The organism is Thalassovita sp. (genome assembly GCF_963691685.1).
In the GTDB taxonomy this organism is placed as follows: domain Bacteria; phylum Pseudomonadota; class Alphaproteobacteria; order Rhodobacterales; family Rhodobacteraceae; genus Thalassobius.
In genome coordinates this window covers 3,618,406-3,642,688 of record NZ_OY829290.1, presented here as the reverse complement: position 1 = coordinate 3,642,688, position 24,283 = coordinate 3,618,406, and the positions used below count along the sequence as shown (strand labels likewise).

At 59.2% G+C, this 24,283-nt stretch carries 25 protein-coding genes; 14 read left to right on the top strand and 11 right to left on the bottom strand.

Annotated elements, in window-relative coordinates; all coding sequences use genetic code 11:
* Window positions 1-59: 59 nt before the first annotated feature.
* The 4 genes from ACORLH_RS17465 to ACORLH_RS17450 all read right to left on the bottom strand — a co-directional run bounded on the left by ACORLH_RS17465 (window position 60) and on the right by ACORLH_RS17450 (window position 4,217).
* Window positions 60-1,034, bottom strand: coding sequence for a DUF6602 domain-containing protein (locus tag ACORLH_RS17465; protein ID WP_321829649.1), 975 nt, complete (start codon window positions 1,032-1,034; stop codon window positions 60-62).
* Window positions 1,035-1,372: 338 nt separating this feature from the next.
* A complete protein-coding gene (locus tag ACORLH_RS17460; RefSeq protein ID WP_321829648.1) occupies window positions 1,373-1,903 on the bottom strand; it encodes a cbb3-type cytochrome c oxidase subunit I in 531 nt (176 codons plus the stop codon).
* Window positions 1,904-2,012: 109 nt separating this feature from the next.
* On the bottom strand, window positions 2,013-3,503 hold the full coding sequence (gene dacB / locus ACORLH_RS17455) for a D-alanyl-D-alanine carboxypeptidase/D-alanyl-D-alanine endopeptidase (RefSeq protein WP_420719771.1): 1,491 nt from the start codon (window positions 3,501-3,503) through the stop codon (window positions 2,013-2,015).
* 114 nt (window positions 3,504-3,617) lie between these two features.
* On the bottom strand, window positions 3,618-4,217 hold the full coding sequence (locus ACORLH_RS17450; protein ID WP_321829646.1) for a nicotinate-nucleotide adenylyltransferase: 600 nt from the start codon (window positions 4,215-4,217) through the stop codon (window positions 3,618-3,620).
* 155 nt (window positions 4,218-4,372) lie between these two features.
* Between ACORLH_RS17450 and ACORLH_RS17445 the strand changes: the two genes are divergently transcribed.
* Window positions 4,373-5,248, top strand: coding sequence for a bifunctional helix-turn-helix transcriptional regulator/GNAT family N-acetyltransferase (locus ACORLH_RS17445; protein WP_321829645.1), 876 nt, complete (start codon window positions 4,373-4,375; stop codon window positions 5,246-5,248).
* 8 nt (window positions 5,249-5,256) lie between these two features.
* Here the strand turns inward: ACORLH_RS17445 and ACORLH_RS17440 are convergent, their stop codons facing one another.
* A complete protein-coding gene (locus ACORLH_RS17440; protein ID WP_321829644.1) occupies window positions 5,257-5,793 on the bottom strand; it encodes a hypothetical protein in 537 nt (178 codons plus the stop codon).
* A 134-nt stretch (window positions 5,794-5,927) separates the two neighbouring features.
* On the opposite strand from ACORLH_RS17440, the gene ACORLH_RS17435 reads away from it, so the two are divergent.
* The 5 genes from ACORLH_RS17435 to ACORLH_RS17415 all read left to right on the top strand — a co-directional run bounded on the left by ACORLH_RS17435 (window position 5,928) and on the right by ACORLH_RS17415 (window position 10,994).
* On the top strand, window positions 5,928-7,283 hold the full coding sequence (locus ACORLH_RS17435) for a KAP family P-loop NTPase fold protein (protein ID WP_321829643.1): 1,356 nt from the start codon (window positions 5,928-5,930) through the stop codon (window positions 7,281-7,283).
* Window positions 7,284-7,372: 89 nt separating this feature from the next.
* A complete protein-coding gene (gene ettA, locus ACORLH_RS17430; RefSeq protein WP_058245016.1) occupies window positions 7,373-9,028 on the top strand; it encodes an energy-dependent translational throttle protein EttA in 1,656 nt (551 codons plus the stop codon).
* 484 nt (window positions 9,029-9,512) lie between these two features.
* The gene (locus ACORLH_RS17425) at window positions 9,513-10,088 is read left to right on the top strand and encodes a L,D-transpeptidase (RefSeq protein WP_321829641.1); all 576 of its coding nucleotides are present in this window, start codon (window positions 9,513-9,515) and stop codon (window positions 10,086-10,088) included.
* Window positions 10,089-10,183: 95 nt separating this feature from the next.
* Entirely contained in the window at window positions 10,184-10,591 is a 408-nt protein-coding gene (locus tag ACORLH_RS17420; RefSeq protein ID WP_321829640.1) for a universal stress protein, read from the top strand.
* Window positions 10,592-10,685: 94 nt separating this feature from the next.
* Window positions 10,686-10,994 (top strand): zf-TFIIB domain-containing protein, encoded by a 309-nt coding sequence (locus ACORLH_RS17415; RefSeq protein WP_321832846.1) that lies wholly within the window; start codon window positions 10,686-10,688, stop codon window positions 10,992-10,994.
* A gap of 76 nt (window positions 10,995-11,070) precedes the next feature.
* Here the strand turns inward: ACORLH_RS17415 and ACORLH_RS17410 are convergent, their stop codons facing one another.
* Window positions 11,071-11,199: a hypothetical protein gene (locus tag ACORLH_RS17410; RefSeq protein WP_321829639.1), complete on the bottom strand. Its 129-nt coding sequence runs from the start codon at window positions 11,197-11,199 to the stop codon at window positions 11,071-11,073.
* A gap of 9 nt (window positions 11,200-11,208) precedes the next feature.
* Here ACORLH_RS17410 and lepA point away from each other — a divergent pair, with 9 nt between their 5' ends.
* Together lepA and ACORLH_RS17400 are read left to right on the top strand one after the other, a co-directional pair.
* A complete protein-coding gene (lepA, locus tag ACORLH_RS17405) occupies window positions 11,209-13,023 on the top strand; it encodes a translation elongation factor 4 (protein WP_321829637.1) in 1,815 nt (604 codons plus the stop codon).
* Window positions 13,024-13,585: 562 nt separating this feature from the next.
* Window positions 13,586-13,768, top strand: a complete 183-nt coding sequence (locus ACORLH_RS17400) for a CTP synthetase (RefSeq protein WP_321829636.1) — start codon at window positions 13,586-13,588, stop codon at window positions 13,766-13,768.
* Between the two features lie 112 nt (window positions 13,769-13,880).
* Here the strand turns inward: ACORLH_RS17400 and ACORLH_RS17395 are convergent, their stop codons facing one another.
* Window positions 13,881-14,642 carry an alpha/beta fold hydrolase gene (locus tag ACORLH_RS17395; protein WP_321832845.1) on the bottom strand — a complete coding sequence of 254 codons (762 nt, stop codon included), beginning with the start codon at window positions 14,640-14,642 and terminating at the stop codon, window positions 13,881-13,883.
* An 84-nt stretch (window positions 14,643-14,726) separates the two neighbouring features.
* Between ACORLH_RS17395 and ACORLH_RS17390 the strand changes: the two genes are divergently transcribed.
* Window positions 14,727-15,101 carry a hypothetical protein gene (locus ACORLH_RS17390; RefSeq protein ID WP_321829635.1) on the top strand — a complete coding sequence of 125 codons (375 nt, stop codon included), beginning with the start codon at window positions 14,727-14,729 and terminating at the stop codon, window positions 15,099-15,101.
* Here ACORLH_RS17390 and ACORLH_RS17385 read toward each other — a convergent pair.
* Window positions 15,040-15,954 carry a DUF817 domain-containing protein gene (locus tag ACORLH_RS17385; protein ID WP_321829633.1) on the bottom strand — a complete coding sequence of 305 codons (915 nt, stop codon included), beginning with the start codon at window positions 15,952-15,954 and terminating at the stop codon, window positions 15,040-15,042. The two genes, ACORLH_RS17390 and ACORLH_RS17385, sit on opposite strands and share 62 nt — an antisense overlap.
* Complete coding sequence (locus ACORLH_RS17380; RefSeq protein WP_321829632.1) at window positions 15,951-16,481, bottom strand: RNA 2'-phosphotransferase; 531 nt, start codon at window positions 16,479-16,481, stop codon at window positions 15,951-15,953. Before ACORLH_RS17380 ends, ACORLH_RS17385 begins: the two co-directional genes overlap by 4 nt.
* Window positions 16,482-16,593: 112 nt before the next feature.
* On the opposite strand from ACORLH_RS17380, the gene ACORLH_RS17375 reads away from it, so the two are divergent.
* From ACORLH_RS17375 to ACORLH_RS17365, 3 genes are all read left to right on the top strand, one after another.
* The gene (locus ACORLH_RS17375) at window positions 16,594-17,190 is read left to right on the top strand and encodes a TetR/AcrR family transcriptional regulator (protein ID WP_058245009.1); all 597 of its coding nucleotides are present in this window, start codon (window positions 16,594-16,596) and stop codon (window positions 17,188-17,190) included.
* Between the two features lie 101 nt (window positions 17,191-17,291).
* A complete protein-coding gene (locus tag ACORLH_RS17370; RefSeq protein WP_321829631.1) occupies window positions 17,292-17,966 on the top strand; it encodes a PspA/IM30 family protein in 675 nt (224 codons plus the stop codon).
* 51 nt (window positions 17,967-18,017) lie between these two features.
* Window positions 18,018-18,293 (top strand): hypothetical protein, encoded by a 276-nt coding sequence (locus ACORLH_RS17365; RefSeq protein WP_058245007.1) that lies wholly within the window; start codon window positions 18,018-18,020, stop codon window positions 18,291-18,293.
* 326 nt (window positions 18,294-18,619) lie between these two features.
* Here ACORLH_RS17365 and glyA read toward each other — a convergent pair whose 3' ends face one another.
* Window positions 18,620-19,903: a serine hydroxymethyltransferase gene (gene glyA / locus ACORLH_RS17360; RefSeq protein ID WP_321829629.1), complete on the bottom strand. Its 1,284-nt coding sequence runs from the start codon at window positions 19,901-19,903 to the stop codon at window positions 18,620-18,622.
* 187 nt (window positions 19,904-20,090) lie between these two features.
* On the opposite strand from glyA, the gene ACORLH_RS17355 reads away from it, so the two are divergent.
* The gene (locus ACORLH_RS17355) at window positions 20,091-20,846 is read left to right on the top strand and encodes an NAD kinase (protein ID WP_321829627.1); all 756 of its coding nucleotides are present in this window, start codon (window positions 20,091-20,093) and stop codon (window positions 20,844-20,846) included.
* Window positions 20,847-20,852: 6 nt separating this feature from the next.
* On the opposite strand, the gene ACORLH_RS17350 is transcribed toward ACORLH_RS17355, so the two are convergent.
* Complete coding sequence (locus ACORLH_RS17350) at window positions 20,853-22,151, bottom strand: hydroxymethylglutaryl-CoA reductase, degradative (RefSeq protein WP_321832844.1); 1,299 nt, start codon at window positions 22,149-22,151, stop codon at window positions 20,853-20,855.
* A gap of 92 nt (window positions 22,152-22,243) precedes the next feature.
* Between ACORLH_RS17350 and ACORLH_RS17345 the strand changes: the two genes are divergently transcribed.
* On the top strand, window positions 22,244-24,202 hold the full coding sequence (locus ACORLH_RS17345) for a cytochrome c3 family protein (protein WP_321829626.1): 1,959 nt from the start codon (window positions 22,244-22,246) through the stop codon (window positions 24,200-24,202).
* The last annotated feature ends 81 nt before the right edge of the window (window positions 24,203-24,283 follow it).

Sequence of the window (24,283 nt, the reverse complement as noted above, 5' to 3'; positions counted from 1 at the left end):
TGGGGCTTCAATGGGTGGTGAAGTCCCCTTAGCTGAGAGCGAAGAGAGGGTCACCTTTGTTAGTTAGGTTGGTCAAACTCCAACCCAAAAGGTAGTCCGCCGACCACATCTGGTGAAAAACGTCTGCCAGTTCCCAATCGCGAGAGGAGGTCGAGGATGAAAATTGTGAACCCGTTTCTCGACCACTCAACCGTAACCCCTCTGTAGTTCCCAGGCTCACCTTTGGCTGTTCGCGAAATGTGCCGAAGGTAAAAGTGCTGCTGATGATTGTTGGACGTAGTGCGAACATTGAAGATCCCAAAACTTGTATCGTTCGTTGAGCTTGGAATCCCACCCTCTAATACCATCCTCACATCTAGAAAGTTTCGAAAAAGGGGAGGCTGCGAGGTTGGTCCATTTATAACGCCGTGGAAACTCTCTAGTTTCCCAGATGCTTCTTCATGAGGTGTACACCTGAGGATGCAACCCGTGTCTAACATACGAGACTGAGCGCTATCTGGAATGAGCTCATCAAGAATTTTCAAGCTTCGTTTCGGTGGAGTTTCCAACTCAAAGAATACCACGCCAGAGAAGAAATTTCTCCCAAAAAATCTCCTAATGGCAGACAATTCTTGCAATTTTTTGGCGGCGGTAGTTGACGAGGCTTGAGTCGCTCTTGCTTTCACTTCGAACACAGCTTTTACACACTGTGCTGGTATCATCTTGGAAGTGCCGGACCTTGATTTATCGTTGTCCAGATCTGATGCTAAGACTGGCGCATTTAGCCTGTCATAAATTATCAAATCGTAGTGATATTCCACCGGATGATTTACTTCCAAAACAGGGGGCAAAATGAAACCTGAAGTCACTCCGTACCGATCTGGCAGGAAATCGTTTAGCCAACTTCGAAGAGTTGCTTCCGCCACATTTCCGTGTTCGGTTTGCAGAGGCCTTTTAGCATTTTCAAACTTGGCCAGATCGTAATTCGCGAGCATTTTCCGCCGATTGAGTTCAAATCGTTGCCAGCCAGCAGTTTTGTAAGTTTTTGTTGTCATTTACGTTTAGGGATCGTGAATTTTGGGCGAAAAAAGACGATTAGCAGCAATAATTTTTCTCCCTGCATAAACTGATCGGCTTAGCTTTGCAAAAAAGCTGTATATGTGAATTTTTGGCGCCATTCGAAAATACACATTTCGATTTATTGTGCTTAGCCAAAAGCCCTAGAAGTAGCCCCTCTCCTCATAACCAGCCCCTCATCCCCCATAGACCCCGCCCCAGCGTTCCAGCAGGGTTTGCTGCAGGGCTTTGGAGCGGCGGTTCCAGGCGCGGCCGCCTTCGGGGCGTTCGCGTTCGTTTTTCTTCAACACACGGCGGCGTTTTCGTAGGCCGAGAATTACCTCAAAAGCCATTTCGCCATGATCGACCACAAGAGCAGACACAACAGTCCGAGTAGTGCTACTTGTGACAGAAAACCTGACCAGGAGCTTAGCAGAGCGTAGGTTTCCATGAACTTCGAATAGTCGATGTATTTGCGCGGCTTCGGCAGGATAGAAGCGAGCACTCCTTGAAATGACGTGCCGATCAGTGCGATATGCAGAATCCAAAATAGCAATTTCGTCAGGCCCGGATATCGCATCGCCCCAAAGCGCGTTTGCACCCATGTTATTGCGCCTATGACCGCCATTGCGATGCCAATGGTCACCAAGAAGTGGCCATGGCTAACCACGTAATAGGTGTCGTGATACGCAGGTTCAGCCTCACGGACTTGCCTTAGAACAATTTGGGTTTGCACAAAACTGACAGCACCGAAAACCGCGTAGACCGCTGCCACAGCGAAGAATAGTCCGGCGGGTTTCCTGCCCCGGAAATGAGCCAGAAGCGGCGCAAGTATCAAACAAATCAGAAGCGCTACGGAATAGATCACAATCAATATCTCAAGAATTTTCTATCCATGTGCCTCTGAAGCGGACATCGATCAATGTCACAGCATCCGGTGATACGGGCTCAAAGCCGACACCCGCCTCACCAGCCCCTCACCCCCCATAGACCCCGCCCCAGCGTTCCAGCAGGGTTTGCTGCAGGGCTTTGGAGCGGCGGTTCCAGGCGCGGCCGCCTTCGGGGCGTTCGCGTTCATCCTTCTTCAGCACGCGGCGGCGTTTGTCGTCGGCGGTGAAGATGGCAAAGGCCATTTGCCGCCCGTCTGGTGCGGTGACATAGCCTGCCAGCGATGAGGCAAAGTTCAGCGTGCCGGTCTTCGCCACCACCTTCAGCGGGTGTCGGGTGTTTGGCTTGCCCTTGGCATCGCGCAGGGTGATCTGCTTCAGGAGCGGCCCCAGTTGGGTGCGCGCCTGCGCGGTGGTCAGGGCGGCCACCATATCCTGCGCCGAGAGGCGCGAGCCGTCGCCAAGGCCCGAATGATCCAGAAACTTGGCCTGCTGCATGCCCAGCCGCTGTTTCGCCCAGCGGGTCATGGCCTGACCCGAGGTGCGCAGCGAGCTGGGGGATTTCCCGCCCGCCTGAGTGGCGGCAAGGCCGACCATCTCGGCGCTGAGGTTGGTGGAATATTTCAGCATGCCGCGCAGAATTTCGCGTAGGATCGGGCTTTGGTGGGTGGCCAGCGTTGTGCCGCCGGGCAGGGATTTCACCGCTTTTTCCTTAGGCAAGACAATGCCATGGGCGCGGGCCAGGGTGCGGAACACCTCACCTGCGTAAAGGTCGGGACGGCGCACCGGCAGCCAACGTGCCCCGCCTTTGCCCAAGGCGCCGCTGGCAACCGTCCAGTGATCGGTGCTGCCTTTTTGCTGATAGGTGTAGACCGGCACCTGCCGTTTGATCACCGCCATGCGGGAGATCTGCACTTCAGGTCGGTAATTGGCCGAGCGGGCGTCCATGGTGACCCCCCAGCCGGCCCCGGCGCGTTTCCATTCGAAATGCACCCGGTTGTAGTTCAGCGACAGGCCGGAAATTGCCGGGTTATAGCCGACGTGATCGGGCTGGCTGTCATCGATCTGGCGCAGATAGGGCAGGGCGCCCGCATAGAGCAGGAACCGCCCGCGCACCTCACGCAGGCCGCTGGCCTTCAGCGTTTTGGCCAGCTGCGCCAGGGCTTCGGTGTCCAGTGTCGGGTCGCCGCCACCGGCAAGGATCAGGTCGCCCTGCAGCACGCCGTTTTGCACCGGTTTGGTGGCAATCAGACGGGTGCGGAACCGGTGATTGGGGCCCAGCCGGTCCAGCGCATAAAGCGCGGTGACCGCTTTGGCCACGCTGGCGGGCGGCAAAACGGCATTGGCCGCGCGCCCCTCCAGGATCTGACCGCTGTTGGGATCGGCGACCGCGCAGCTCAGCCCGCCGCTGAGTTTGGCGCGGGCGACCAGGGATTCGATCGTTTCTGCCTTGGGCAGGGTGGGCGTGCCGGGACGCGCCACAGGTCGCAGCGAGCGATCGACGGGTCTGGCAACGGTGGGGCTGGCCGAAAATGCAGCCAGGGCGCTTATAAAAAAACGTCTGGAAAGTGAGTGAACCATAAGGCGCAGTTTACCTCGGGTCTGGGGCGGGTCTCAAGCATGCAGATGGGATGTTTTGATGAATTTCCCGCGACATTGCAGCCTCTTCCGGCCGGAACGTGGTTGGAAAAGGGCCTAGCCCCAGCCGCCACCGGCGCGGATCTGGGTGGAGGACTGCGCCACCATCGGCATGTTCACAAAGCACCAGCGCGGCGGTCTGCCCTGTGGCAGCGCCTGGCTGTGGCGCGGGGAGAGCTTTTGTTGCCGATGCATCCGCGCTGCCTTGGAACAGCGCGCCGCCAGCCGGTCACCGGGGCGGGCCAGCACCCCGACGGGCACATCCGCCATGATCTGCTGCCAGTTCTGCCAGCGGTGAAACTGCACCAGATTGTCCGCCCCCATCAGCCAGACAAAGCGCACTCCCGGATAGAGGCGCTGCAGGTGGCTGAGGGTTTCGGCGGTGTAGCGGGTGCCGATGTGGCATTCCAGATCGGTCACGGTCACGCGCGGGTGGTTGATCACCTGCCTGGCCCGTTGCAGCCGCTGCGCCATGGCCGCGGGGCCTCGTGATTTCAACGGGTTGCCGGGGCTGACCAGCCACCAGACCCGATCCAACCCAAACCGCTTCAGCGCCTCGCGGGTGATATGGGCGTGGCCGGCATGGGCGGGATCAAAGGATCCCCCAAGCAGGCCGATGGTCTGACCGGCGCGGGCGTATGGCAGGGTGTTGCGCATGTCTTTCCATCTCGGAGCGGGGGCGCGCTGTCAACCGTTAAGCGTCTTTTGGGGGCTGCATGCAGGGCAGGGTGGCGAGGCTTGCAATTCGAATATAGTTGTCTTAAGTCAACTATTGCATCAAGTAAGACACCGCCGCCAGGAAAGCCCCCGCAATGCCGCAAGATCCCATCGCCCGTATCCGCCGTTTCAACCGTGCTGTCACCCGTGAAACCGGCGCGTTGGACAATTCCTTTCTGGGCCGTGGGCGGCCTCTGGGCCCGGCGCGGGTGCTGCATGCTATTGGCCCTGAAGGTCGCGATCTGGAATCGATCCGCAGCTATCTGGACCTCGACAAGCCGCTGCTCAGCCGGTTTTTGAAATCGCTTCAGGATGAGGGGCTGCTGGAATTGCAGCGCGATCCCAACGATGGCCGCCGCAGAATTGCCCTGCTGACCCAGGCCGGCAGGGCCGAACGTGATGCTTATAATGCGCTGTCGGATGCGCAGGCCGATAAGATCCTGTCACGCCACCCCCGTCCCGAAGCTCTGCTGGAGGCGATGGATCTGGTTGCCTCGGCCCTTGGCCGGGATCGGATTGAACTGGTCGAATGTGACCCCCGCAGCCCCGATGCGGTAGACTGTCTTGAGGCCTACTACAAAGAGCTGGGGGAGCGGTTCGATACCGGCTTTGACGTCAACCTCAGCGCCGATCCTGATGCCACCGATATGATGGCGCCACGTGGCGTGTTCTTTGTGGCCTATTCCGATGGCATGCCACTGGGCTGCGTGGGCGTCAAAGGCACTGACAAAGGCTATGCCGAGATCAAACGCCTGTGGATTTCCCCGGCCGCCCGCGGTCTGGGCCTGTCCCGCACCCTGATGGCGGAGGCGGAGCGCGCCGCCAAAGACCTTGGCATCACCCTGCTGCGGCTGGACACCAATTCGGCCCTGCCCGAGGCGGTGGCGCTTTACCAACGCTCCGGCTGGAGTGAGATTGAGCGGTTCAACGATGATCCCTATCCCGACTACTTTTTTGAAAAAGCGATCTGAGGGGGCTTTCAGCAGCCGTTGATTTCCAGCGCCTGCTGCCAGGCCTGAGCGGCCTCGAACCCCTCCACCTGCCAGTCATCTTCGGACTTGCGGGGGATCATGCCGCGTTTGATCATGTATTGCGGCCGGTAGTCCGGCGGTCCCAGGTCGGTCAACGCGGCGCAGGTTGCCTCAAAAAATGCGCCCTCTTTGGCCCGCATCTCATTGATGAAGGGTTTCATCGCATTGAACTGATCGCGGCTGGTGGCTGAGAAAATCCAGAGGTTCAGCTCATCCTTGACCACATGGGCGCTTTCATCGCGCACCCGCTGCTGATCAAACAGGATCGTGGTGTTATAGGCATAAAAGGCCCGCACCGCATCGCCAGAACGTCCCTGTTTGATGCAGTCTTTCACCGCCCAGCCCCACTCGGCCGGCTGGATGTCATTGCTCCAATCCTCACAACTCAGCCGCCGCGACAGGCCATCAGCCACCACAGGGGCCGCACTCATGGCGGTGATAACGCCAGCAATGATAAGGACGAACAGTCGAGACAGCAGATGCATCAGGGAACCCTCCTGCCCCAAGGGTAGCGCAGCCGCGCGGAACCTAGGGTCACGTTGTGGAGAGGCGAAGTGTTGCGATCAATTTCATTCTATGAGAGCTTTTTGGCATCCTGTTTCGCCTAAAGAGAATTGCCATGCGCCTCACTGTTCCTGAGCCAAAGATTGATATTTACAACGATGGGTTCGCCAAGCACGACAAGTTGGATCGCGTCAGCCAAGGCAGGCAGCTTTCAGAACTGGTGGAGCGGATGAGTGAGCCGATGGTAATTGCCGTCGATGGCGCTTGGGGATCTGGGAAATCGCATTTTCTGAAATGCTGGGTCGGCGAACATCTGAAGGGTGAGCATAACACCGAGGTCGTCTATTTTGATGCGTTCGAACATGATTTCCTTGACGACCCGCTGATTGCTTTGACCGGGGTGATCGGGGAGCGGTTGGCGGGTGATGAAACTGCGTCGCAGTCCGCCCTGCAGGGTCTGAAACGTGCGGCCCCCGCTCTCGGGCGTGGGCTGCTGCGTATGGGGGTCAGTGTTGCAACGGCGGGTGTCGTGACACGGGCGGATGATCTGGTGGATGCAGCGGCAGGGTCGCTAGAGCAGGGAGCGCAAGACGCGATTGATAGCTTCTGGAAGAAAGAAGATGGCAAACGCGCAGCAATGAAAGCGTTCCGTGAGGCGCTGGTTAAGCTGATCGAACCGGATGACGGCGCCAAGCCTACCCGCAGGTTGATCGTTGTGGTGGATGAACTGGACCGCTGCCGCCCTGACTACGCGCTGTCGCTGCTGGAGATCGTTAAACATTTCTTCAACGTTGACGGTGTGCATTTTGTGCTGGGCTGCAACATGGAGGCTTTGGCAGGCAGTGTACGGGCCCGGTATGGGGCGGAGTATGATGCCAGATTATACTTGCAGAAATTTATTTCTATTACGTTCAGTTTGCCAAAAAGGGAAAGATATTCGGAAGATGGCCCATACTCGCTGAGGTACTTTGACAGCTTGCTGGAACAGACCAGGGTAACGCATGAGCTGGTACCGTATGTACAAGCTTTGCTTAGAAAAATTCCGTTGCCTATCCAACCAACACTTCGCAACATCGAGAGTCTAGTGCGCATACTCGCTGTTTGTCCGGCCGTTGATCGCGACCATTCGGGGCAATGCCGTCCAAGTGTACATATTTCGCTGGCAACGATTGCTATCTTGAAATGCACCAGACCTGAACTCTTAGGAAAGGTGCTATCCTTTGCTTCGACTGCTGATGAGTTTCATACCTATTTCGGCGCCAGTAGCCGAGACGCAGCCAGCGGTGACGTTCATGGCGATTGGCATTTTGTTTATTGGTTGCCGCTCCTGATGGAAAAGCCTGACATCGAATTACCCGAGTACATTGTGTCCTGTTACAACAGTTGTGGATTGGGGAAAGGAAATGAGTTTCTACGCCGGCGTTGGTTTGTGAGCCTTCATGAGCGCTACTTTGGAGTCCTATCCATCTAAGCATGATAGCGTCACCAACCGCATTGCCCCCCCAAGCCCCATCCGCTATCACCTCTGCCAACCTAAGTTTTCCTGTAAGAGAGCTCCCCATGGCATCCTATCAATATGTCTACCACATGTCCGGCGTCTCCAAGACCTATCCGGGCGGTAAGAAATGCTTTGAAAACATCCACCTGAACTTCCTCCCCGGGGTGAAGATCGGCGTTGTGGGCGTGAACGGCGCCGGTAAATCGACGCTGATGAAAATCATGGCCGGTATGGACAAGGACTTCACCGGTGAAGCCTGGCACGCCGAAGGGGCCAAGGTTGGCTACCTGCCGCAGGAGCCGGAGCTGGACCCGAGCCTGGATGTGCGCGGCAATGTGATGCTGGGTGTGGCCGAGAAAAAGGCCATCCTGGATCGCTACAATGAGCTGGCGATGAACTACAGCGATGAAACCGCGGATGAGATGGCGCAGCTGCAGGATGAGATCGACAGCCAGAACCTGTGGGATCTGGACAGCCAGGTCGACATTTCGCTGGAGGCGCTGCGCTGCCCCCCCGATGATGCCGATGTGACCAGCCTGTCGGGCGGTGAGAAACGTCGTGTGGCGCTGTGTAAGCTGCTGCTGGAAGCACCAGACATGCTGCTGCTTGACGAACCGACCAACCACCTGGATGCGGAAACCATCGCCTGGCTGCAGCAGCACCTGATCGACTACAAGGGCACCATCCTGATCGTCACCCACGACCGTTACTTCCTGGATGACATCACCGGCTGGATCCTGGAACTCGACCGCGGCCGTGGCATTCCTTACGAAGGCAACTACTCGGCCTGGCTGGAGCAGAAGGCAAAACGCTTGCAGCACGAAGCCAAAGAAGACAAAGCCCGCCAGAAAACGCTGGAGCGTGAGCTGGAGTGGATGCGTCAGGGCGCCAAGGCGCGTCAGGCGAAATCCAAGGCCCGTATCGCCGCCTATAACGATCTGGCCAACCAGTCCGAGCGCGAAAAAATCACCCGTGCCCAGATCGTGATCCCGAACGGTCAGCGTCTTGGTGGCAAGGTGATTGAAGTGAACGGCCTGAAAAAGGCGATGGGCGATAAGCTCCTCGTTGAGGATCTGTCCTTCTCGCTGCCGCCCGGTGGCATTGTTGGTGTGATCGGCCCCAACGGCGCCGGTAAAACCACCCTGTTCCGAATGCTGACCGGTCAGGAACAGCCTGATGAGGGCACCGTGGAATATGGTGAGACCGTCCAGCTGTCCTATGTGGATCAGTCGCGCGACGATCTGAAAGACAATGAAACCGTCTGGGAAGCGATTTCCGGCGGGGCGGAGCTGATTGAACTGGGCGATGCGCAGGTCAACTCGCGCGCCTATTGCTCGTCCTTCAACTTCAAAGGTGGCGATCAGCAAAAAACCCTGAACCTCCTGTCCGGTGGTGAGCGCAACCGTGTCCACATGGCGCGTCTGCTGAAAGAGGGCGGCAACGTGCTGCTGCTTGACGAACCGACCAACGACCTGGATGTTGAGACCCTGCGCGCCCTGGAAGATGCGCTGGTTGATTTCGCCGGCTGCGCGGTGGTGATTTCGCACGACCGTTTCTTCCTTGACCGGATCTGTACCCACATCCTCGCCTTCGAAGGCGACGCCCATGTGGAATGGTTCGAGGGCAACTTCGAGGATTACGAAGAAGACAAGAAACGCCGCCTGGGCCCCGACGCGCTGGAGCCGAAGCGGATCAAGCACAAGAAATTCACCCGTTAAGGGGTGGCAAAGCGGCCCTTCGGGGCCGCTTTTTTGTTAAGGTCTCCAAACCTTGAGCGAAGCACCTATGCCAAATCTCTGATTTGGCAGCGCCCGAACCGCCCCCACGGGGCGGGCGCTTCGCTTCGCCCCTCGGTTCGGTCGCTAGGGGCGAAGTTCAGAGGTATCTGCCTCTAAATACACATCCCCTCACAGCGCCGCCATCTGGCTGAAACATCGCTGGACACAGGCCCTCTGCCTCCCCACGTCCTTAGACATAGGAGGACACACAGATGCCGAAACCTGAACCCCAACCCACCCGCAAACATGACCTGCCGCGCCCGTCTGAGGCGAAGGGCAGGGCGCCTTATCGGTTCACCGATTGGGCGGCGATCTGAGCGCTCCGGGCGGCCCGGTGGCAAAAACGTGATCGCCCGGGGCCTTTGAAAATATTGATCTTGCCGCCCGGCTCAGGGCATTCTGCACCCATTCCTTTGCAAAACATATGAGTGCCCCCCTGATGCTACGCCGCCATTTCCTCACCTCCGCTGCCGCCGCCTCGACCACGCTTGCGATGCCCTCCATCGCGCGGGCCTTTGAGGTTGATACGAAATACCTGCCGCAGGAGGTACGGATCAAAAGCGGGGTGGAGCCGGGGCAGATCCTGATCCTGCCCCAGGCGCATTACCTCTATCTGGTCACCGGTCCCAATCAGGCACGGCGCTACGGTGTTGGCGTCGGCAAAGCAGGGCTGGAGTTCAAAGGCGACGCGGTGATCCAGCGCAAGGCGAAATGGCCAAACTGGCGCCCTACGGCCGAGATGATCGCGCGGGAGCCGCGCACCTATTCCAAGTTTGTTGACAATGACTACATCCAGCCCGGTGGGCCTTCGAACCCCTTGGGGGCACGGGCGCTCTACCTCTATAAAAATGGCCGCGACACTTATTTCCGCATCCATGGCACGACCCAGCCGCGCTCAATCGGGCGTTCGGTGTCCAACGGCTGCATCCGCATGATCAATGACCATGTGAAGGATCTGTATGAGCGGGTGCCCACGGGAACCCGCGTCACAGTCCTGTAATCCGCAACTGAGCCGGACTTGGCCCGGATCTGACCTGTATCAAGGTGGCCTCCTTTCGCCTGTGGCACTGTCACGGCAAGCGAAAGGAGATCCCTATGTATAAGAACATTCTTGTCCCCGTCTCATTTGAAGAAAACCGCGACTCGGCCGGTGCCTTGGAAATAGCCCAAGCGATCCGGGCCGAGGGCGGCGCGATGACCGTGCTGCATGTGATGGAGGCGGTGCCGGGCTATGCGCTGACCTATGTGCCGGCGGGCTTCCACGATGATATGCAGAAAACTGTTGCCGAAGAGCTGGGCAAAATGGTTGAGGGCATCGATGGCGTTGAGGTTCAGGTGGTGGATGGTCATTCGGGCCGCACCATTGTGGATTACGCGGCCGAAAATGACATCGACTGTATCGTCATCGCCTCGCACCGTCCGGGCATGCAGAACCTGCTGCTGGGCTCCACTGCGACGCAGGTGGTGCGTCATGCCAAATGTGCGGTGCATGTGCTGCGCTGATCGCCGCTGATTGCGTCGAAATGACCGCTGATGGGGCTTGTTCCAGCCGGGGCAAGCCCCATTTCTATGGGGCAACCATAAAGGAGTGATGATGATGCAATGTCCGATTGACGGCGCCCAACTGGTGATGACCGAACGCGCCGGGGTCGAAATTGACTACTGCCCGCAGTGCCGCGGCGTTTGGCTGGACCGGGGTGAGTTGGACAAGATCATCGAACGCTCCGCCGTGCCCGAGGCGCCGCAGCCCGCGCCGCGTCAGGAGTATCGCGAAGAGCGCCGTGACAGCGGTTATGACAGCCGGGGCTATGACGAACGCCGCGACAGCCGCGGCTATGGGGACAGCAAGTATTACAAGAAGCGCAAGCAGAAGAGCTTCCTGTCCGAGATCTTTGATTTCGACTGATCTGCATCCAGGCCAGCCCTGGACCAGCCCTAAAAGCGCGTGATCTGCGCCCCTGAAATCCGGGGCGCATTGCCGTTTATGAGGGGCGCAGTTCGCGGCGCAAAGGACGCACAGCCGCGAAAATCAGCCAAACCCCGCGTTCATAGTGCTTTTGCAGGGCGCGGGGCGCATGCGCCATATTGACCAGCGCCCGATTCCAACGCATATCCCGCTCATGACCGACCTGAAAAACATCCGCAACTTCTCGATCGTGGCGCATATCGACCACGGTAAATCCACGCTGGCTGACCGCCTGATCCAATCGACCAATACCGTGGCCGATCGGGACATGAAGGAGCAGCTCCTGGACTCGATGGATATCGAGCGGGAACGCGGCATTACCATCAAGGCCAACACCGTGCGCATCGACTATCAGGCGAAGGATGGTGAGACCTATGTGCTGAACCTGATCGACACCCCCGGCCACGTGGACTTTGCCTATGAGGTGTCGCGTTCAATGCGGGCTGTTGAAGGTTCGCTGCTGGTGGTGGATTCGACCCAAGGGGTTGAGGCGCAGACCCTGGCCAACGTGTATCAGGCGATTGAGGCCGATCATGAGATCGTGCCGGTGCTGAACAAGATCGACCTGCCCGCCTCGGACTGTGACCGGGTGGCGGAGCAGATTGAAGATGTGATCGGTATTGATGCCACGGACGCCATTCAGGTCTCGGCGAAATCGGGCATCGGTATTGAGGACACGCTGGAAGCGATCGTGCAGCGCCTGCCGGCGCCGAGCGGTGATCGTGATGCGCCGCTGAAGGCCATGCTGGTGGACAGCTGGTATGACGCTTACCTGGGCGTTGTGGTTCTGGTGCGGATCATGGACGGCACCCTGCGCAAAGGGCAACGCATCACCATGATGCAGACCGGTGCCAACTACCCTGTGGATCGGGTCGGCGTGTTCCGCCCCGAGATGACTCAGGTCGAGGAGTTGGGCCCGGGTGAGATCGGCTTTATCACCGCTTCGATCAAGCAGGTGCGGGATACCAAGGTGGGCGATACCATCACCACCGAAAAGAAAGGCGCCGAGGAGCCGCTGGAAGGCTTTAAACCCAGCCAGCCGGTGGTGTTCTGTGGCCTGTTCCCGGTCGACTCGGCCGAGTTTGAAGATCTGCGCGGCGCGATTGAGAAGCTGGCGCTAAATGATGCCTCCTTCTCCTATGAAATGGAAACCTCTGCCGCGCTGGGCTTTGGCTTCCGCTGTGGCTTCCTGGGGCTGTTGCACCTTGAGGTGATCCGCGACCGGATCGAACGCGAATATAACATTGAGCTGATCACAACCGCGCCGTCGGTGATCTATCACGTCTACATGAAGGGCAAGGATAACGAGCCCGGTGAGATGATTGAGCTGCACAACCCGGCCGATATGCCTGACCTGTCCAAGGTGGATCACCTTGAGGAACCGCGTATCAAGGCCACCATCATGGTGCCGGATGAATATCTGGGCGATGTGCTGAAACTGTGTCAGGACCGTCGTGGCCTGCAGGAAGATCTGACCTATGCCGGCACGCGCGCAATGGTGGTCTATGACCTGCCGCTGAACGAGGTAGTGTTTGACTTCTACGATCGCCTAAAATCGGTGACCAAGGGCTACGCGTCCTTTGACTATCAGATGACCGGCTACCGCGAAGACACGCTGGTGAAGATGTCCATCCTGGTCAACGAAGAGCCGGTGGATGCGCTTTCCGTGATGGTACACCGGGATCGCGCCGAATTGCGGGGCCGCGCCATGTGTGAGAAGCTGAAAGAGCTGATCCCGCGCCACATGTTCAAGATCCCGATCCAGGCCGCCATCGGCGGTAAGGTGATCGCCCGTGAAACCCTGGCCGCGCTGCGCAAAGACGTGACGGCCAAGTGTTACGGCGGCGACATGACCCGGAAGAAGAAACTGCTTGAGAAGCAGAAGGCGGGTAAGAAGAAGATGCGCCAGTTCGGTAAGGTGGACATCCCGCAAGAGGCCTTCATCTCGGCCCTGAAGATGGATGGCTGAGACACGACCCCGCACCTAGGTGCGGGGTTAAATCTGTCCGGGGGACAGAATTAAGTGTCGAAGGCCCTGAGCGCCTGCGAAGGGCAATAGGACAACCGACCCCGCACCTAGGTGCGGGGTTTCTTTTTGGCGCGGGCCTGTGGGCGTAGTCTTGAGCGGCAGCCCAGACTGTTATGACCCGCGGGGTTTGACGGTGTTGCTACCGATGATTGTCGGCGTGTTGACGCTGTATATGTCGGAGATTTGACGTTATGTTCGAGCATGCAACTGCATGCGGCACACCTAATAGATGTTACTAAAAAGTAGTTGTCAATCAAAACTTGTTTTTGCCAAATGTTTCAAGTTTTATAGGGAAAAGATACATAAACTAGGTCTGTTTGCTGTGATTAAAATTTAGGCAATTTGATATTCCATTTCCCGTATATCTACGGTTGCATATGTGTTGTTGACCTTACGTCACCGTCAAAACCACAGACTTAAGTATTGATTCAAATCATTTCCCGAAGCATTCCAAGTAGTTAATATGATCAAGAACTTGAAGTAACTGAATTGGGCGAAAGATATGCTCAGGCTTGCCGCCATTTTGCACCTGTTTATCGGTGCAACCCTTTCCGGCACATGTCTGATCGTCGCGCTGGTGATGGGCCATGACACGGTTGTCGGCCTGCTGACAGCGGCGCTGATCGGATTTGTCCTGTCGCTGCCGCTGACCTATGTGGTTGCGCGCAAACTTTATAACGATTGATCAATAGGTTTTCGGCATCCCGCCTCGGCGGGAGGCGGCGATGGTGCTCGCGGGAAGGGGTCCCCCAGGTGCTGTCGCCGCCGCTGAGGACCACGGCCGCTACAGCGTAAAATCAGGTGTTGGCCAGATAGCTGCGCACAGCGGCTTCGAACTCACGCGGCTTTTCCGCATGCAGCCAGTGACCGGCGCCCGGCAGTTTGGCAAAGTGGCTGTTGGGGAAATAGCTTTTGGTCAAATCCCGATCTTCCCGGCGTACATAGTCCGACAGCGCCCCGGCCAAAAACAGTGTTTTGCCGCCGAACTGACCGTCAATCTTGGGGAAGCTGAGGATCTGATCCATATCCCGCGCCAGCACGTCCAGGTTGAGCCGCCAGCGTTTTCCGGTGACATCCAGGGACTGGGTGAAGAAGGTCGGCAGCACCGGATCGTCCACGATCTTGCGCAGCTGCGCCTCCGCGTCAGAACGTTTTTCGACCTGTGCCAGATCCACCGCCCGCATCGCCTCAATATATTGGATCTGCGAATGGGTGTAGCTGACCGGCGCAATGTCCGCGATCACCAGCCGGTTGACCAGATCGGGGTGTTTCAGTGCCAGCACCATCGCGGCTTTGCCGCCCATTGAGTGGCCCAGCACATCCATCGGCGCGCCATGGGCGCGGATCACCTCGGCCAGATCTTCGGCCATATCCTCATAGCTGTGGCTGTCATGCCACGGGCTGTGCCCGTGGTTGCGCTGGTCAACAGCAATCACCTGCCGTTCGTCAGACAGGCGTTTGGCAATCACACCCCAGTTGCGGCCAGAGCCGTAAAGGCCATGAACAATCAAAAGAGCGGGCTGGTCGGTCGGTTCACCGTGGACAATCTGGTTCAGCATGGGGGATAGATAGTGGAGCACGCGCGCGCTTGCCAGAGACATTCGCGCCTCAAAGGCGCAACACTAGATGCAGAGGACGCAAAAGTGATCGACCAACAGGCGCTGACCCGGATGGAGAGTGAGCTGAATGAGCTACTGGCCGAAAAGTTTGGCCTGTCCAGCGGGCCGCTGACCGCACGGTTGCAGCGGCTGGGGCGCCGGGTGCCGGGCTATGTACGCCGCGCGGCCCAGGTGCTGGTAGACGCCGGGGCCCATGTGGGCCACCCCAAGCTGATGATGCAGGTCGATGCAGCCGAGGTGGAGCGCGCCTATCGCACTCTGCGTCAGCATCTGAAAACCGTGGATGTCAAAGACCGCCGCAAAGGCGCGGTGCTGTCGCTCTTGGGCAGCCTGTCCTTCAACCTGCTGGCGGTGCTGGCGTTGTTGCTGCTGATTCTGGTGTGGCGCGGCTTTCTGTGATCCGCTGAGGCTGTACTGGCTGACGGTGCAGCGCGTGGCGGATCACCAGGGTGACGGTCACGAAACTGACGTAGAGCAGCAGATACCATGATCCCATCTTGGCAAAGCTGACCTTCTCCAACGGGTTCTGTCCGGCGTAGAGCCACGTGCCGGTGAGCGTGCCGATGTTTTCGGCCAGCCATAGAAAGAAGCTGGAGAAAAACGCCGCCAGTGGCAGCGGCATCCAATACCAGTTGTCGCCAATGCGAAACCAGATCCGGGTGCGCAGAAACATCACCAATGTGGCGGCAAACAGCAGGTAGCGGATGTCGGGCACAAAATGGTGGGCAAAGAAGTTCACATAGATCGCCGCGGCCAGCACCACAGTGGTCCAGAACGGCGGGTAGGGGGCAAACTGCATGTCAAACAGCCGAATGACCCGCGCCATATAAGACCCAACAGCGGCATACATGAAGCCGGAAAACAGCGGCACCCCCATCAGTTTCAGGAGCCCCGGTTCGGGATAGGCCCAGCTGCCGGCCTGCACCTTAAACAGCTCCATCGCGGTGCCGGTGAGGTGGAAAAGGGCGATGACCTTGGCCTCTTCCCAGCTTTCCAGTTTCAGGCTGAGGAACAGCACCTGGAGGCCCACGGCCACAATGACCAACGCGTCATAGCGGTGTAGCGCCCAGTCCGGCTGCCAGATCGCCTTGCTTCCAAGAATCGCGGCCAGCAGGCAAATCCCGAATAGGCAGGCCCAGCCCTGTTTCAGCACAAACATCACAAATTCTGCCACCGGCCCCGGTAGCCGCCCACGCATCCAGTCACCAAGGCGGCGTTCAACGGTCAGGGTGTGGGGGGCGTGTTGGGTCATTCGGAAAGTGCCTCTGGTGCGACAGGGCCAGTCAGCCAAACGCCGTTTTCCGATAAGTAGAAAGCCTGCCCCTGTTGGTGGAGCGCCGAGGCTGCGACCTGCAAAATCACTGGTTTCCCATGACGGGCGCCAACAGTCCGGGCTGTCTCCTTATCGGCGGAAAGATGGACGTGATGGCGACCCATCGGTCGCAAGCCTTCAGCCAAAATTTGCACGCGTGTGGCTGCGGCAGTACCGTGATAAAGGATCGAGGGAGGTGTGACTGGCTTGAGCCCCAAGTCCACATCGCGGGAGTGGCCTTGCCGCGCGCGGATGCTCCGACCGTCTTCAGATAGTGCAAACCGTTGTTTTGGATTGGTTTCAACAATCTCTAGCAATTCTTCGTGCGTGATCGGCTGACGGCTATTGGCAAGGATCGCATCCACCGGCGCCCAGCCAGCGCCATCAAGGGTTAGGCCGATTTCTTCTGGGGAGTGGCGCAGAATGAGGCTCAGAAATTTGCTTTTGGATATAAGTGACTTTTTCATCGGCCCAGTTAGCCGCGCTTGGGTGGGGCTGTCCAGCTTGGGCCTTCCCCTCGGCGGGTCTTCGCGGTAGTCATGAACGACGTTCAATGCGGCTGGCGATGAGGGAATATAGATGGCAGGCAAGGTAGAGGCACGGCGCGCGGCGCTGCGGGAGAAGCTGGTAGAACTGGCCGAGGCGCAGATTGTTGCCGAAGGGCTGGGATCGCTGAAGGCGCGGCAGTTGGCGAAAGAGGCGGGGTGCGCCCTTGGGGCGATTTACAATGTGTTTGAAGATATGACGGCGCTGGTGCTGGAGGTGAACGGCCGCACCTTTCAGCAATTGGGGGCGACGGTGCGCGGCTCACTCGAAGGGGCGGAGCATCTGGATCCAAATGCCCGGTTGATTCGCATGAGCCACGCCTATCTGGGCTATGCTGCCGACAATACTCACCTGTGGCGGGCGCTGTTTGATGTGGACATGTCGACCGAAAATGCGGTGCCACAGTGGTATATGCAGGCCTTGGGCGAGTTGTTTGCATTGATCGCGGCGCCCTTGGCCGAGCTGTTCCCGGAAAAGGACCGCGATGAGCTGTCATTGATGACGCGGGCCTTATTTTCCTCGGTGCACGGTATGGTTTTGTTGGGATTGCAGCAGCGGATTTCCGGGGTGCCACGCGATCAGATCGCAGAAATGATCTCGCAGGTATTGGGCCAAATTGGAAAAAATTGAACATCGTTCAAAAAATGCCTTGAACGATGTTCAGGAATATCCTATCTCTAATTCATGAACGATGTTCACGACAGCATCGCAAGTGAATTGGAGGAAAGACAATGTTCTCGACTTTGAAGACCCTGGTGACCGGCGCAAATGCCCGTGCAGAAGAGCGTCTGCGCGACACCTACGCGATTGAATTGATCGATCAGAAAATCCGCGAAGCTGAGGCGGGTTTAAAAAATGCCAAGTTCACCCTGGCCAGCCTGATGCAGAAACAGCGCGGCGAAGCCAGCCAGCTGGAGCGGATTGACGGGCAGATCGCGGATCTGACCAGCCGCGCCACCGCCGCATTGGAGGGCGGGCGTGAGGATCTGGCGATGCAGGCGGCGGACGCCATTGCCCGCATGGAAAACGAACGCCAGCAGCGCCAACAGACGCTGGAGCGGCTGGAGGCCCGGGTGATGCAGCTGAAACACTCGGTTGAACGCGCCCACCGTCGCATTCTGGATCTGAAGCAGGGCGCCCTGCAGGCCCGTGCGGCCCATAAGGAACAGCAGATGCAGAAACGGCTGGGACGTCATGTGGCGAAGGACAGCGCCTTTGAAGAGGCCGAAGGGTTGATCGCCCGGGTGCTGGACCGTGAGGACCCCTTTGAGCAGTCCATGATCCTGAATGAGATTGACGCCGATCTGACCCCCGGCAGCGCCACCGATACCCTTGCCGAGGCCGGGTTTGGCCCCGCCACAAAATCTACCGCCGCCGATGTGCTGGCGCGGCTGAAAACCAAATAATCCCCAACCCAACACCTGATAGGCCACTGATAGAATTAGGAGAATTTTGAAATGACCGATCGTAATGACAACGCCCTTATCGTCCTTCTCAACATGGCTGGTGTCGCCATTGCCTATGGGATGCTGGGCGTCTCACTGTGGCTTTCGACTGAGGTGCCGCTGGCCACCAAAGGGTTCTGGGGCATGGGCATCCTGTTGCTGACGCTGAGCCTGATCAACGTGGTGAAGTATCGCTTTGACGCCCGCTCCAGTGAGGACCGCATTCGCAAGATCGAAGAGGCCCGCAATGAAAAGATGCTGGAGGAGGCCCTGCGCGAAGACGTGTAAGCCCTGCTTACAAGGTGGCAGCTGAAGTGCAGCTGTCACCGCAGCCGTCTTCGCTAAGCTGACAGATAGACAGATCTTAACGGAGACATTTTCAATGTTTGGGAAACTTACCAGTTGGTTCAGCCAAACGCCACGCAAGATAGACGTGGGTAAACACTTGCCAAAAAAAACACGAAGCGCGACTTGCCCAACATAGGCGCTGCCGTGCGGCGCTGCGGGCGGAAAACGAAAAGCACCTGTCGCGCTTCTGGTATTGAGGGCTTGCGCCAAAGAAAAACCCCCGGTCCATTGGGCCGGGGGTTCTGATTTCTTGATGTCAGACTTGCTTACAGGTTCGGGTACATCGGGAAGTTGGCGCAGAAGGCTTCGACCTCGGCCTTTACCTTGGCTTCAACTGCGCCGTTGCCCTCTTCACCGTTGGCGGCCAGACCGTCTACCACTTCGACAATCCAGTCTGCGATCTGGCGGAACTCGGCCTCACCAAAACCGCGGGTGGTGCCGGCCGGGGTGCCCAGACGGATGCCCGAGGTGACCATCGGCTTTTCCGGGTCAAACGGGATGCCGTTTTTGTTGCAGGTGATATGGGCGCGGCCCAGGGCCTTTTCGGTGGCGTTGCCTTTTACGCCTTTGGGGCGCAGGTCCACCAGCATCACATGGGTGTCGGTGCCGCCGGTGACGATGTCCAGACCACCCTTCATCAGCTGGTCGGCCAGCGCATCGGCGTTGGCGCGCACCTGTTTCTGATACTCTTTGAACTCAGGACGCAGCGCTTCGCCAAAGGCCACGGCCTTGGCCGCGATCACATGCATCAGCGGGCCGCCCTGAATGCCGGGGAAGATGGCCGAGTTGATCTTCTTGGCCAGATCGGCGTTGTTGGTCAGGATCATGCCGCCGCGCGGACCGCGCAGGGTCTTGTGGGTGGTGGTGGTGGCCACATCCGCATAGGGGAAGGGCGAGGGGTGTTCACCCGCAGCAACCAGACCGGCGAAGTGGGCCATGTCTACCATCAGGTAGGCGCCAACCTCATCAGCGATCTCACGGAACTTGGCGAAATCGATCTGACGCGGGATGGCAGAACCACCGGCAATGATCAGCGCCGGCTTGTGCTCACGGGCCAGGGCGGCAACTTCGTCATAGTCGATCAGGTTGTCCTGCTGACGTACGCCATACTGAACGGCGTTGAACCATTTGCCCGACTGGTTCGGCGCGGCGCCGTGGGTCAGGTGACCACCGGAGGCCAGGTTCATTCCCAGGATGGTGTCACCGGGTTTGATCATCGCCATGAAGGCGCCCTGGTTGGCCTGGCTGCCCGAGTTGGGCTGCACATTGGCGAACTCACAGCCGAACAGCTCTTTCGCGCGCTCAATGGCCAGGTTTTCGGCCACATCGACATACTGGCAACCGCCATAGTAGCGGCGGCCCGGGTAGCCTTCGGCGTATTTGTTGGTCATCACCGAACCCTGCGCTTCCATCACGGCGGCAGAGACGATGTTTTCCGAGGCGATCAGCTCGATCTCGTTGCGCTGGCGGCCCAGCTCATCGGTGATGGAGCCAAACAGCTCAGGATCGCGGGAAGAGAGGCTTTCGGTGAAGAAACCGGTATCGGACATGGGACGCTCCGTCATGGCTGGGTCATGGGATAGGGTTGGCGGCTAGGTAACGGAATAATGGTGAATCGGAAAGCTATGAATGCGACCAAGTGGCGTGTGTTGGCGGCAGGGGTGGTACTTGCTGTGAACTTGTGTTTCGATCGGCACGAATGACGCCTATCGGAAACTACAGGGTGCCGGGTTAACTATGAAAATCGCATTTGTCGCCAGTGACAGCCCATCGGCCCAAACCGGCCGTGCCGCGCTGATCAGCCGCTATGGCAATGTCGAGGAGGCCGAGGCCGATGTGATCGTCGCTTTGGGCGGTGACGGTTTCATGCTGGCCACGCTGCACAGGACCCGTGATCTGGCGAAACCTGTCTACGGGATGAATCGCGGCACCGTTGGCTTTTTGATGAACGAATATGCCGAGGGCGATCTGATGGAACGTCTGCAGCAGGCGGAGGAGGCGGTGATTCACCCGCTTTCCATGTTGGCGACCTGCGCAGATGGCACCAAACATCGCGAATTGGCGCTGAATGAGGTCTCGGTCCTGCGCTCAGGATCACAGGCGGCGAAGCTGCGGATCACAATCGACGGGCGCCTGCGGATGGAGGAACTGGTCTGCGATGGGGCGCTGATTTCGACGCCGGCGGGGTCCACCGCCTATAACTATTCCGCCCATGGGCCGATCCTGCCGATTGGATCGGATGTGCTGGCGCTGACCGCGATTGCGCCGTTCCGCCCCCGGCGCTGGCGGGGGGCCTTGCTGCCCTCCACGGCGAAGGTGCGTTTTGATGTGATTGAGCCGGGCAAACGCCCGGTGATGGCTGAGGCTGACAGCACATTGGTGCCCAATGTCCTGTCGGTGGAAATCCAGTCTGAGCCGGAGATTTCCCACAACATGCTGTTTGACCCCGGTCACGGATTGGAAGAACGGCTGCTGCGGGAGCAGTTTGTTTAAGCCGTCTTAGGGCGCCCCTTCTGACAGCAAGGCCCGGGCCACATCTTCGCGGATGGTTTTGCGGGCGATCATCTCCTGTGCGATCTGATCCACCTGCGCCCCGGTTGCCCCTGCGGTGATGGCGACGTTGCGGGCATGCAGGCTCATGTGGCCGCGTTGAATGCCTTCGGTGGCCAAGGCGCGCAGGGCCGAGAAGTTCTGGATTAACCCCACAGCCGCCGTCACCCGGGACAATCGGTCTGCGCCGTCTGCCTGCATGATTTTCAGCGCGGCCTGTGCGGTGGGATGGGCGCGGGTGGCCCCGCCGACGATGCCCATGGCCAGGGGCAACTCAATTTCCCCCATCAGATCCTCCCCCTCCTGCCAATAGCGGGTCAGCGGCGCATAGCCTGGACCACGGGTGGCGGCATAGGCGTGCGCCCCGGCTTCAATCGCGCGGGTGTCGTTCATGGTGGCCAATGCCACGGCATCAATGCCGTTCATGATCCCCTTGTTGTGGGTCGCGGCCCGGTAGGGGTCAGCGGCGGCGAAAGCATAGGCGTTGAGGATGTCTGCCACTGTGTCGGCGCCAATCTCCTCCGCCGCCCAGCGGGCCCGGGCGCGCACCAGCCGCCTGTCAGCAAGGTTTGACAGGATGCGCAGCCCTACGGTGCCGCCGGTCCAGGTTTCGATCTGTGGCGCCAGCGTTTCGGCCATGGTGTTGACCGTGTTGGCCCCCATCGCGTCACGCACATCCACATGCAGGTGCAGAACCAGCATACCGTTTTCCAGCGCCCGCGCCTCTAGCCCGCGAAACCCGCCGCCCAGCGACACCAGCATCGGGTCACATCCGTCGCAGACCGATTTGATCGTGGCCTCCTGCGCCAAGAGGGCTGCCTGACCTGCCGCGACATCTGGCACATTGGTGATCTGCACCTGCGCGATCATCACGGGATCGTCCGCCTCTGTCACCACGCCGCCGCTTGGGCGGCAGGCGCGTGCGCCGTTGCAGACCGCCGCAATGACCGAGCTTTCCTCGGTCGCCATCGGCACCAGCACCTCCGTGCCATCGACCACCAGATTAGTGGCCACCCCCAGCGGCACCTCAATGGTTGAGATCACGTTTTCCGACAGGTGATCCGCCAGATCCGCGGTGGCACTGTTGCGGCTCAGGGCTGTCTTGGTGTCTGCGCTGAGGTCAGCGGCGCTTGCCACGGCCTCCAGCCGTTCGGCGCGCCCCATCTTATGCAGCCCGGGAATGCGGGATGTTGTCATGTCTCTCCTCCGTTTACGGTAGAGGAACCTACCAAAACCCTGACGGTCAATACGGGGAAAGCCCGGTTCTTGCCTGCAGATGCCCGGAGCGCCTAGGGTACGGCAATTGATTGAGACGCCAGATTATCGCGCATGGAGGATATATGCGCTGCCTAGCCATCACGTTTTTGAGCTTTGTTTTTGCCTTTCCTGTCCTCGGCTTGGCTGAGGCGGGCGCTGTGGAACCCTTGGTCGGGCTTGAGATCCCCGTCACCAGCGGGGCGGCGGCGGGCTATGTGCCCGATGCGGTCTGCGGCGAGTGCCACAGCGACAAATGGGAGAGCTTCCAGCAGGTCGGGATGGGCAAAAGCTTCGTCAGGGCGGATCGCGCGGAGGTGATTGAGCGCTTTGATGCCGATGGGGTGGGGCGGTTTTACCATGAACCCTCCAACCGGCATTACGAACTGTGGGTTGATGAGGGGCGTTATCATTTCCGTCGCTATCAGCTGAACGCCAATGGCCAGCGCACCCACGTGTTTGAAACCCGTGTCGATTGGATCCTGGGATCGGGGCACCACTCGCGGATCTACCTCTATCGCACCGGCTCAGGGGAGCTGATGCAGCTGCCGCTGTCGTGGTACACGCTGCAGGGTGGTCTGTGGGAAATGGCGCCGGGCTATGAAGAGGCCGATCATCTTGGCGTCAACCGGCAGGTGCGCCATCGCTGCATGGCCTGTCACAACGCCTTCCCCGATGTGCCAGAGGGCAGCGATCTGGAGGGGATGCCCCAGACCTATCCGGTGGATCTGCCCGAAGGGATCGGCTGTCAGCGCTGCCATGGTCCCGGCGCGGCGCATCTGCGGGCGCTTTATAGCGAAGAGCCGGAAACCGAGGTGATCAAAGCCGCCATCGTTAACCCGATCGATCTGCCGCGGCAGGAGCTATATGGCATCTGTTATGGCTGCCATATGCAGCCCTCGGTCGCTGTTACGCCCGAGTTGCGGCCCGGGCGCGGGGCCTATTCCTTCCGACCGGGGGAGCCGCTGCAGGACTATAAGACGTTGCTGGATATCCGCGATGAGACGCGTAACCAGTCGCAGCGCTTTGACATCAATCACCATCCCTATCGGATGGAGCAAAGCGCATGCTTCACGCAGACTTTGGGGCAGGACAACGCGCTGGGCTGTCTGACCTGCCATGATCCCCATCGCAAGGTGCCGGTGGCCGAACGCGCGGATCATTATCGGCAGATCTGCCTCAGCTGTCATGAGGTGGACGGGCGTGATCTGCCGGTGATGGCGTCGGGGGATCCGCATCCGGATGTGGATCCGCAGGGTGAATGTACCTCCTGCCATATGCCCACCCGCCGCACGCAGGATGTGATCCATACCACGATGACCGACCACCGGATCCAACGTGATCCGGGCCCGCTGTCGGTTCTGGTGGCACCAATGCGCAAACGGCCGGCCAAGGTTGCGGCGGTGACGCTGCTCTATCCCGATCAGGGGCTCACCCCGCAGGAGGCGGAGATGGCCAAGCTGATCGGCGGGCTGCGCTACACCTCATATAAATACGCCCCAGCTGCCAAACAGCTGGAGGCCTTGCTGCGCCAGATGGAGGCAGAGGGCACTGTGCGCGGGTTTGAGCCCTGGTTGGTTCTGACCCGCAGCGCCCTGGCGCAGCAGCGTTTTGACCTCAGCCTGTTGGCGGCTGAGAAGGGGCTGAGCGTGGCGCCAGACAATGCGATGTTGCTGCAGCAGCGTGCGATGGCGCTTTTCCTGTCTGGCGACACGATGGCGGGGCGCAGGGCGATGGAGGATCTGGTGGCCCGCTATCCCGAATTTGCAATCGCCCGCTACAACCTTGCTGTATTCCTGCAGGATGCAGGTGAGCAGGAGGCGGCGCTGGCCATGCTGGCGCCGATCCTGCACCAGTCCGAGGTCAACTGGCCCGCCTGGCGGCTGAAAGCCCGGATTGAGGCGGCGCGCGGTGATGAACCTGCCGCGATTGAGGCCTATCTGCAGGCGCTGCGCATCGCGCCACTGGCGCCCAAAGTGCAGGCTGAGCTGGAGCCGCTCTGGTCCCGGGCGGGCCGGGATCCGGACGCTTTGGTTATTCCCTGAGGTCGCAAGTCCAATGAAAGCGGCCCAATGAAAAACGGCGCAGAGTTCCGCGCCGTTTTCTGTAGTCTCAGGCTGGCCTGG

Excerpts from the sequence above, each read along its gene's own strand:
- ACORLH_RS17465 (WP_321829649.1), bottom strand. The coding sequence starts at position 1,034 with ATGACAACAAAAACTTACAAAACTGCTGGCTGGCAACGATTTGAACTC.
- dacB (WP_420719771.1), bottom strand. The coding sequence starts at position 3,503 with ATGGTTCACTCACTTTCCAGACGTTTTTTTATAAGCGCCCTGGCTGCA.
- ACORLH_RS17450 (WP_321829646.1), bottom strand. The coding sequence starts at position 4,217 with ATGCGCAACACCCTGCCATACGCCCGCGCCGGTCAGACCATCGGCCTG.
- ACORLH_RS17445 (WP_321829645.1), top strand. The coding sequence starts at position 4,373 with ATGCCGCAAGATCCCATCGCCCGTATCCGCCGTTTCAACCGTGCTGTC.
- ACORLH_RS17440 (WP_321829644.1), bottom strand. The coding sequence starts at position 5,793 with ATGCATCTGCTGTCTCGACTGTTCGTCCTTATCATTGCTGGCGTTATC.
- ACORLH_RS17435 (WP_321829643.1), top strand. The coding sequence starts at position 5,928 with ATGCGCCTCACTGTTCCTGAGCCAAAGATTGATATTTACAACGATGGG.
- ettA (WP_058245016.1), top strand. The coding sequence starts at position 7,373 with ATGGCATCCTATCAATATGTCTACCACATGTCCGGCGTCTCCAAGACC.
- ACORLH_RS17425 (WP_321829641.1), top strand. The coding sequence starts at position 9,513 with ATGAGTGCCCCCCTGATGCTACGCCGCCATTTCCTCACCTCCGCTGCC.
- ACORLH_RS17420 (WP_321829640.1), top strand. The coding sequence starts at position 10,184 with ATGTATAAGAACATTCTTGTCCCCGTCTCATTTGAAGAAAACCGCGAC.
- ACORLH_RS17415 (WP_321832846.1), top strand. The coding sequence starts at position 10,686 with ATGCAATGTCCGATTGACGGCGCCCAACTGGTGATGACCGAACGCGCC.
- ACORLH_RS17410 (WP_321829639.1), bottom strand. The coding sequence starts at position 11,199 with ATGCGTTGGAATCGGGCGCTGGTCAATATGGCGCATGCGCCCCGCGCC.
- lepA (WP_321829637.1), top strand. The coding sequence starts at position 11,209 with ATGACCGACCTGAAAAACATCCGCAACTTCTCGATCGTGGCGCATATC.
- ACORLH_RS17400 (WP_321829636.1), top strand. The coding sequence starts at position 13,586 with ATGCTCAGGCTTGCCGCCATTTTGCACCTGTTTATCGGTGCAACCCTT.
- ACORLH_RS17395 (WP_321832845.1), bottom strand. The coding sequence starts at position 14,642 with ATGCTGAACCAGATTGTCCACGGTGAACCGACCGACCAGCCCGCTCTT.
- ACORLH_RS17385 (WP_321829633.1), bottom strand. The coding sequence starts at position 15,954 with ATGACCCAACACGCCCCCCACACCCTGACCGTTGAACGCCGCCTTGGT.
- ACORLH_RS17380 (WP_321829632.1), bottom strand. The coding sequence starts at position 16,481 with ATGAAAAAGTCACTTATATCCAAAAGCAAATTTCTGAGCCTCATTCTG.
- ACORLH_RS17375 (WP_058245009.1), top strand. The coding sequence starts at position 16,594 with ATGGCAGGCAAGGTAGAGGCACGGCGCGCGGCGCTGCGGGAGAAGCTG.
- ACORLH_RS17370 (WP_321829631.1), top strand. The coding sequence starts at position 17,292 with ATGTTCTCGACTTTGAAGACCCTGGTGACCGGCGCAAATGCCCGTGCA.
- ACORLH_RS17365 (WP_058245007.1), top strand. The coding sequence starts at position 18,018 with ATGACCGATCGTAATGACAACGCCCTTATCGTCCTTCTCAACATGGCT.
- glyA (WP_321829629.1), bottom strand. The coding sequence starts at position 19,903 with ATGTCCGATACCGGTTTCTTCACCGAAAGCCTCTCTTCCCGCGATCCT.
- ACORLH_RS17355 (WP_321829627.1), top strand. The coding sequence starts at position 20,091 with ATGAAAATCGCATTTGTCGCCAGTGACAGCCCATCGGCCCAAACCGGC.
- ACORLH_RS17345 (WP_321829626.1), top strand. The coding sequence starts at position 22,244 with ATGCGCTGCCTAGCCATCACGTTTTTGAGCTTTGTTTTTGCCTTTCCT.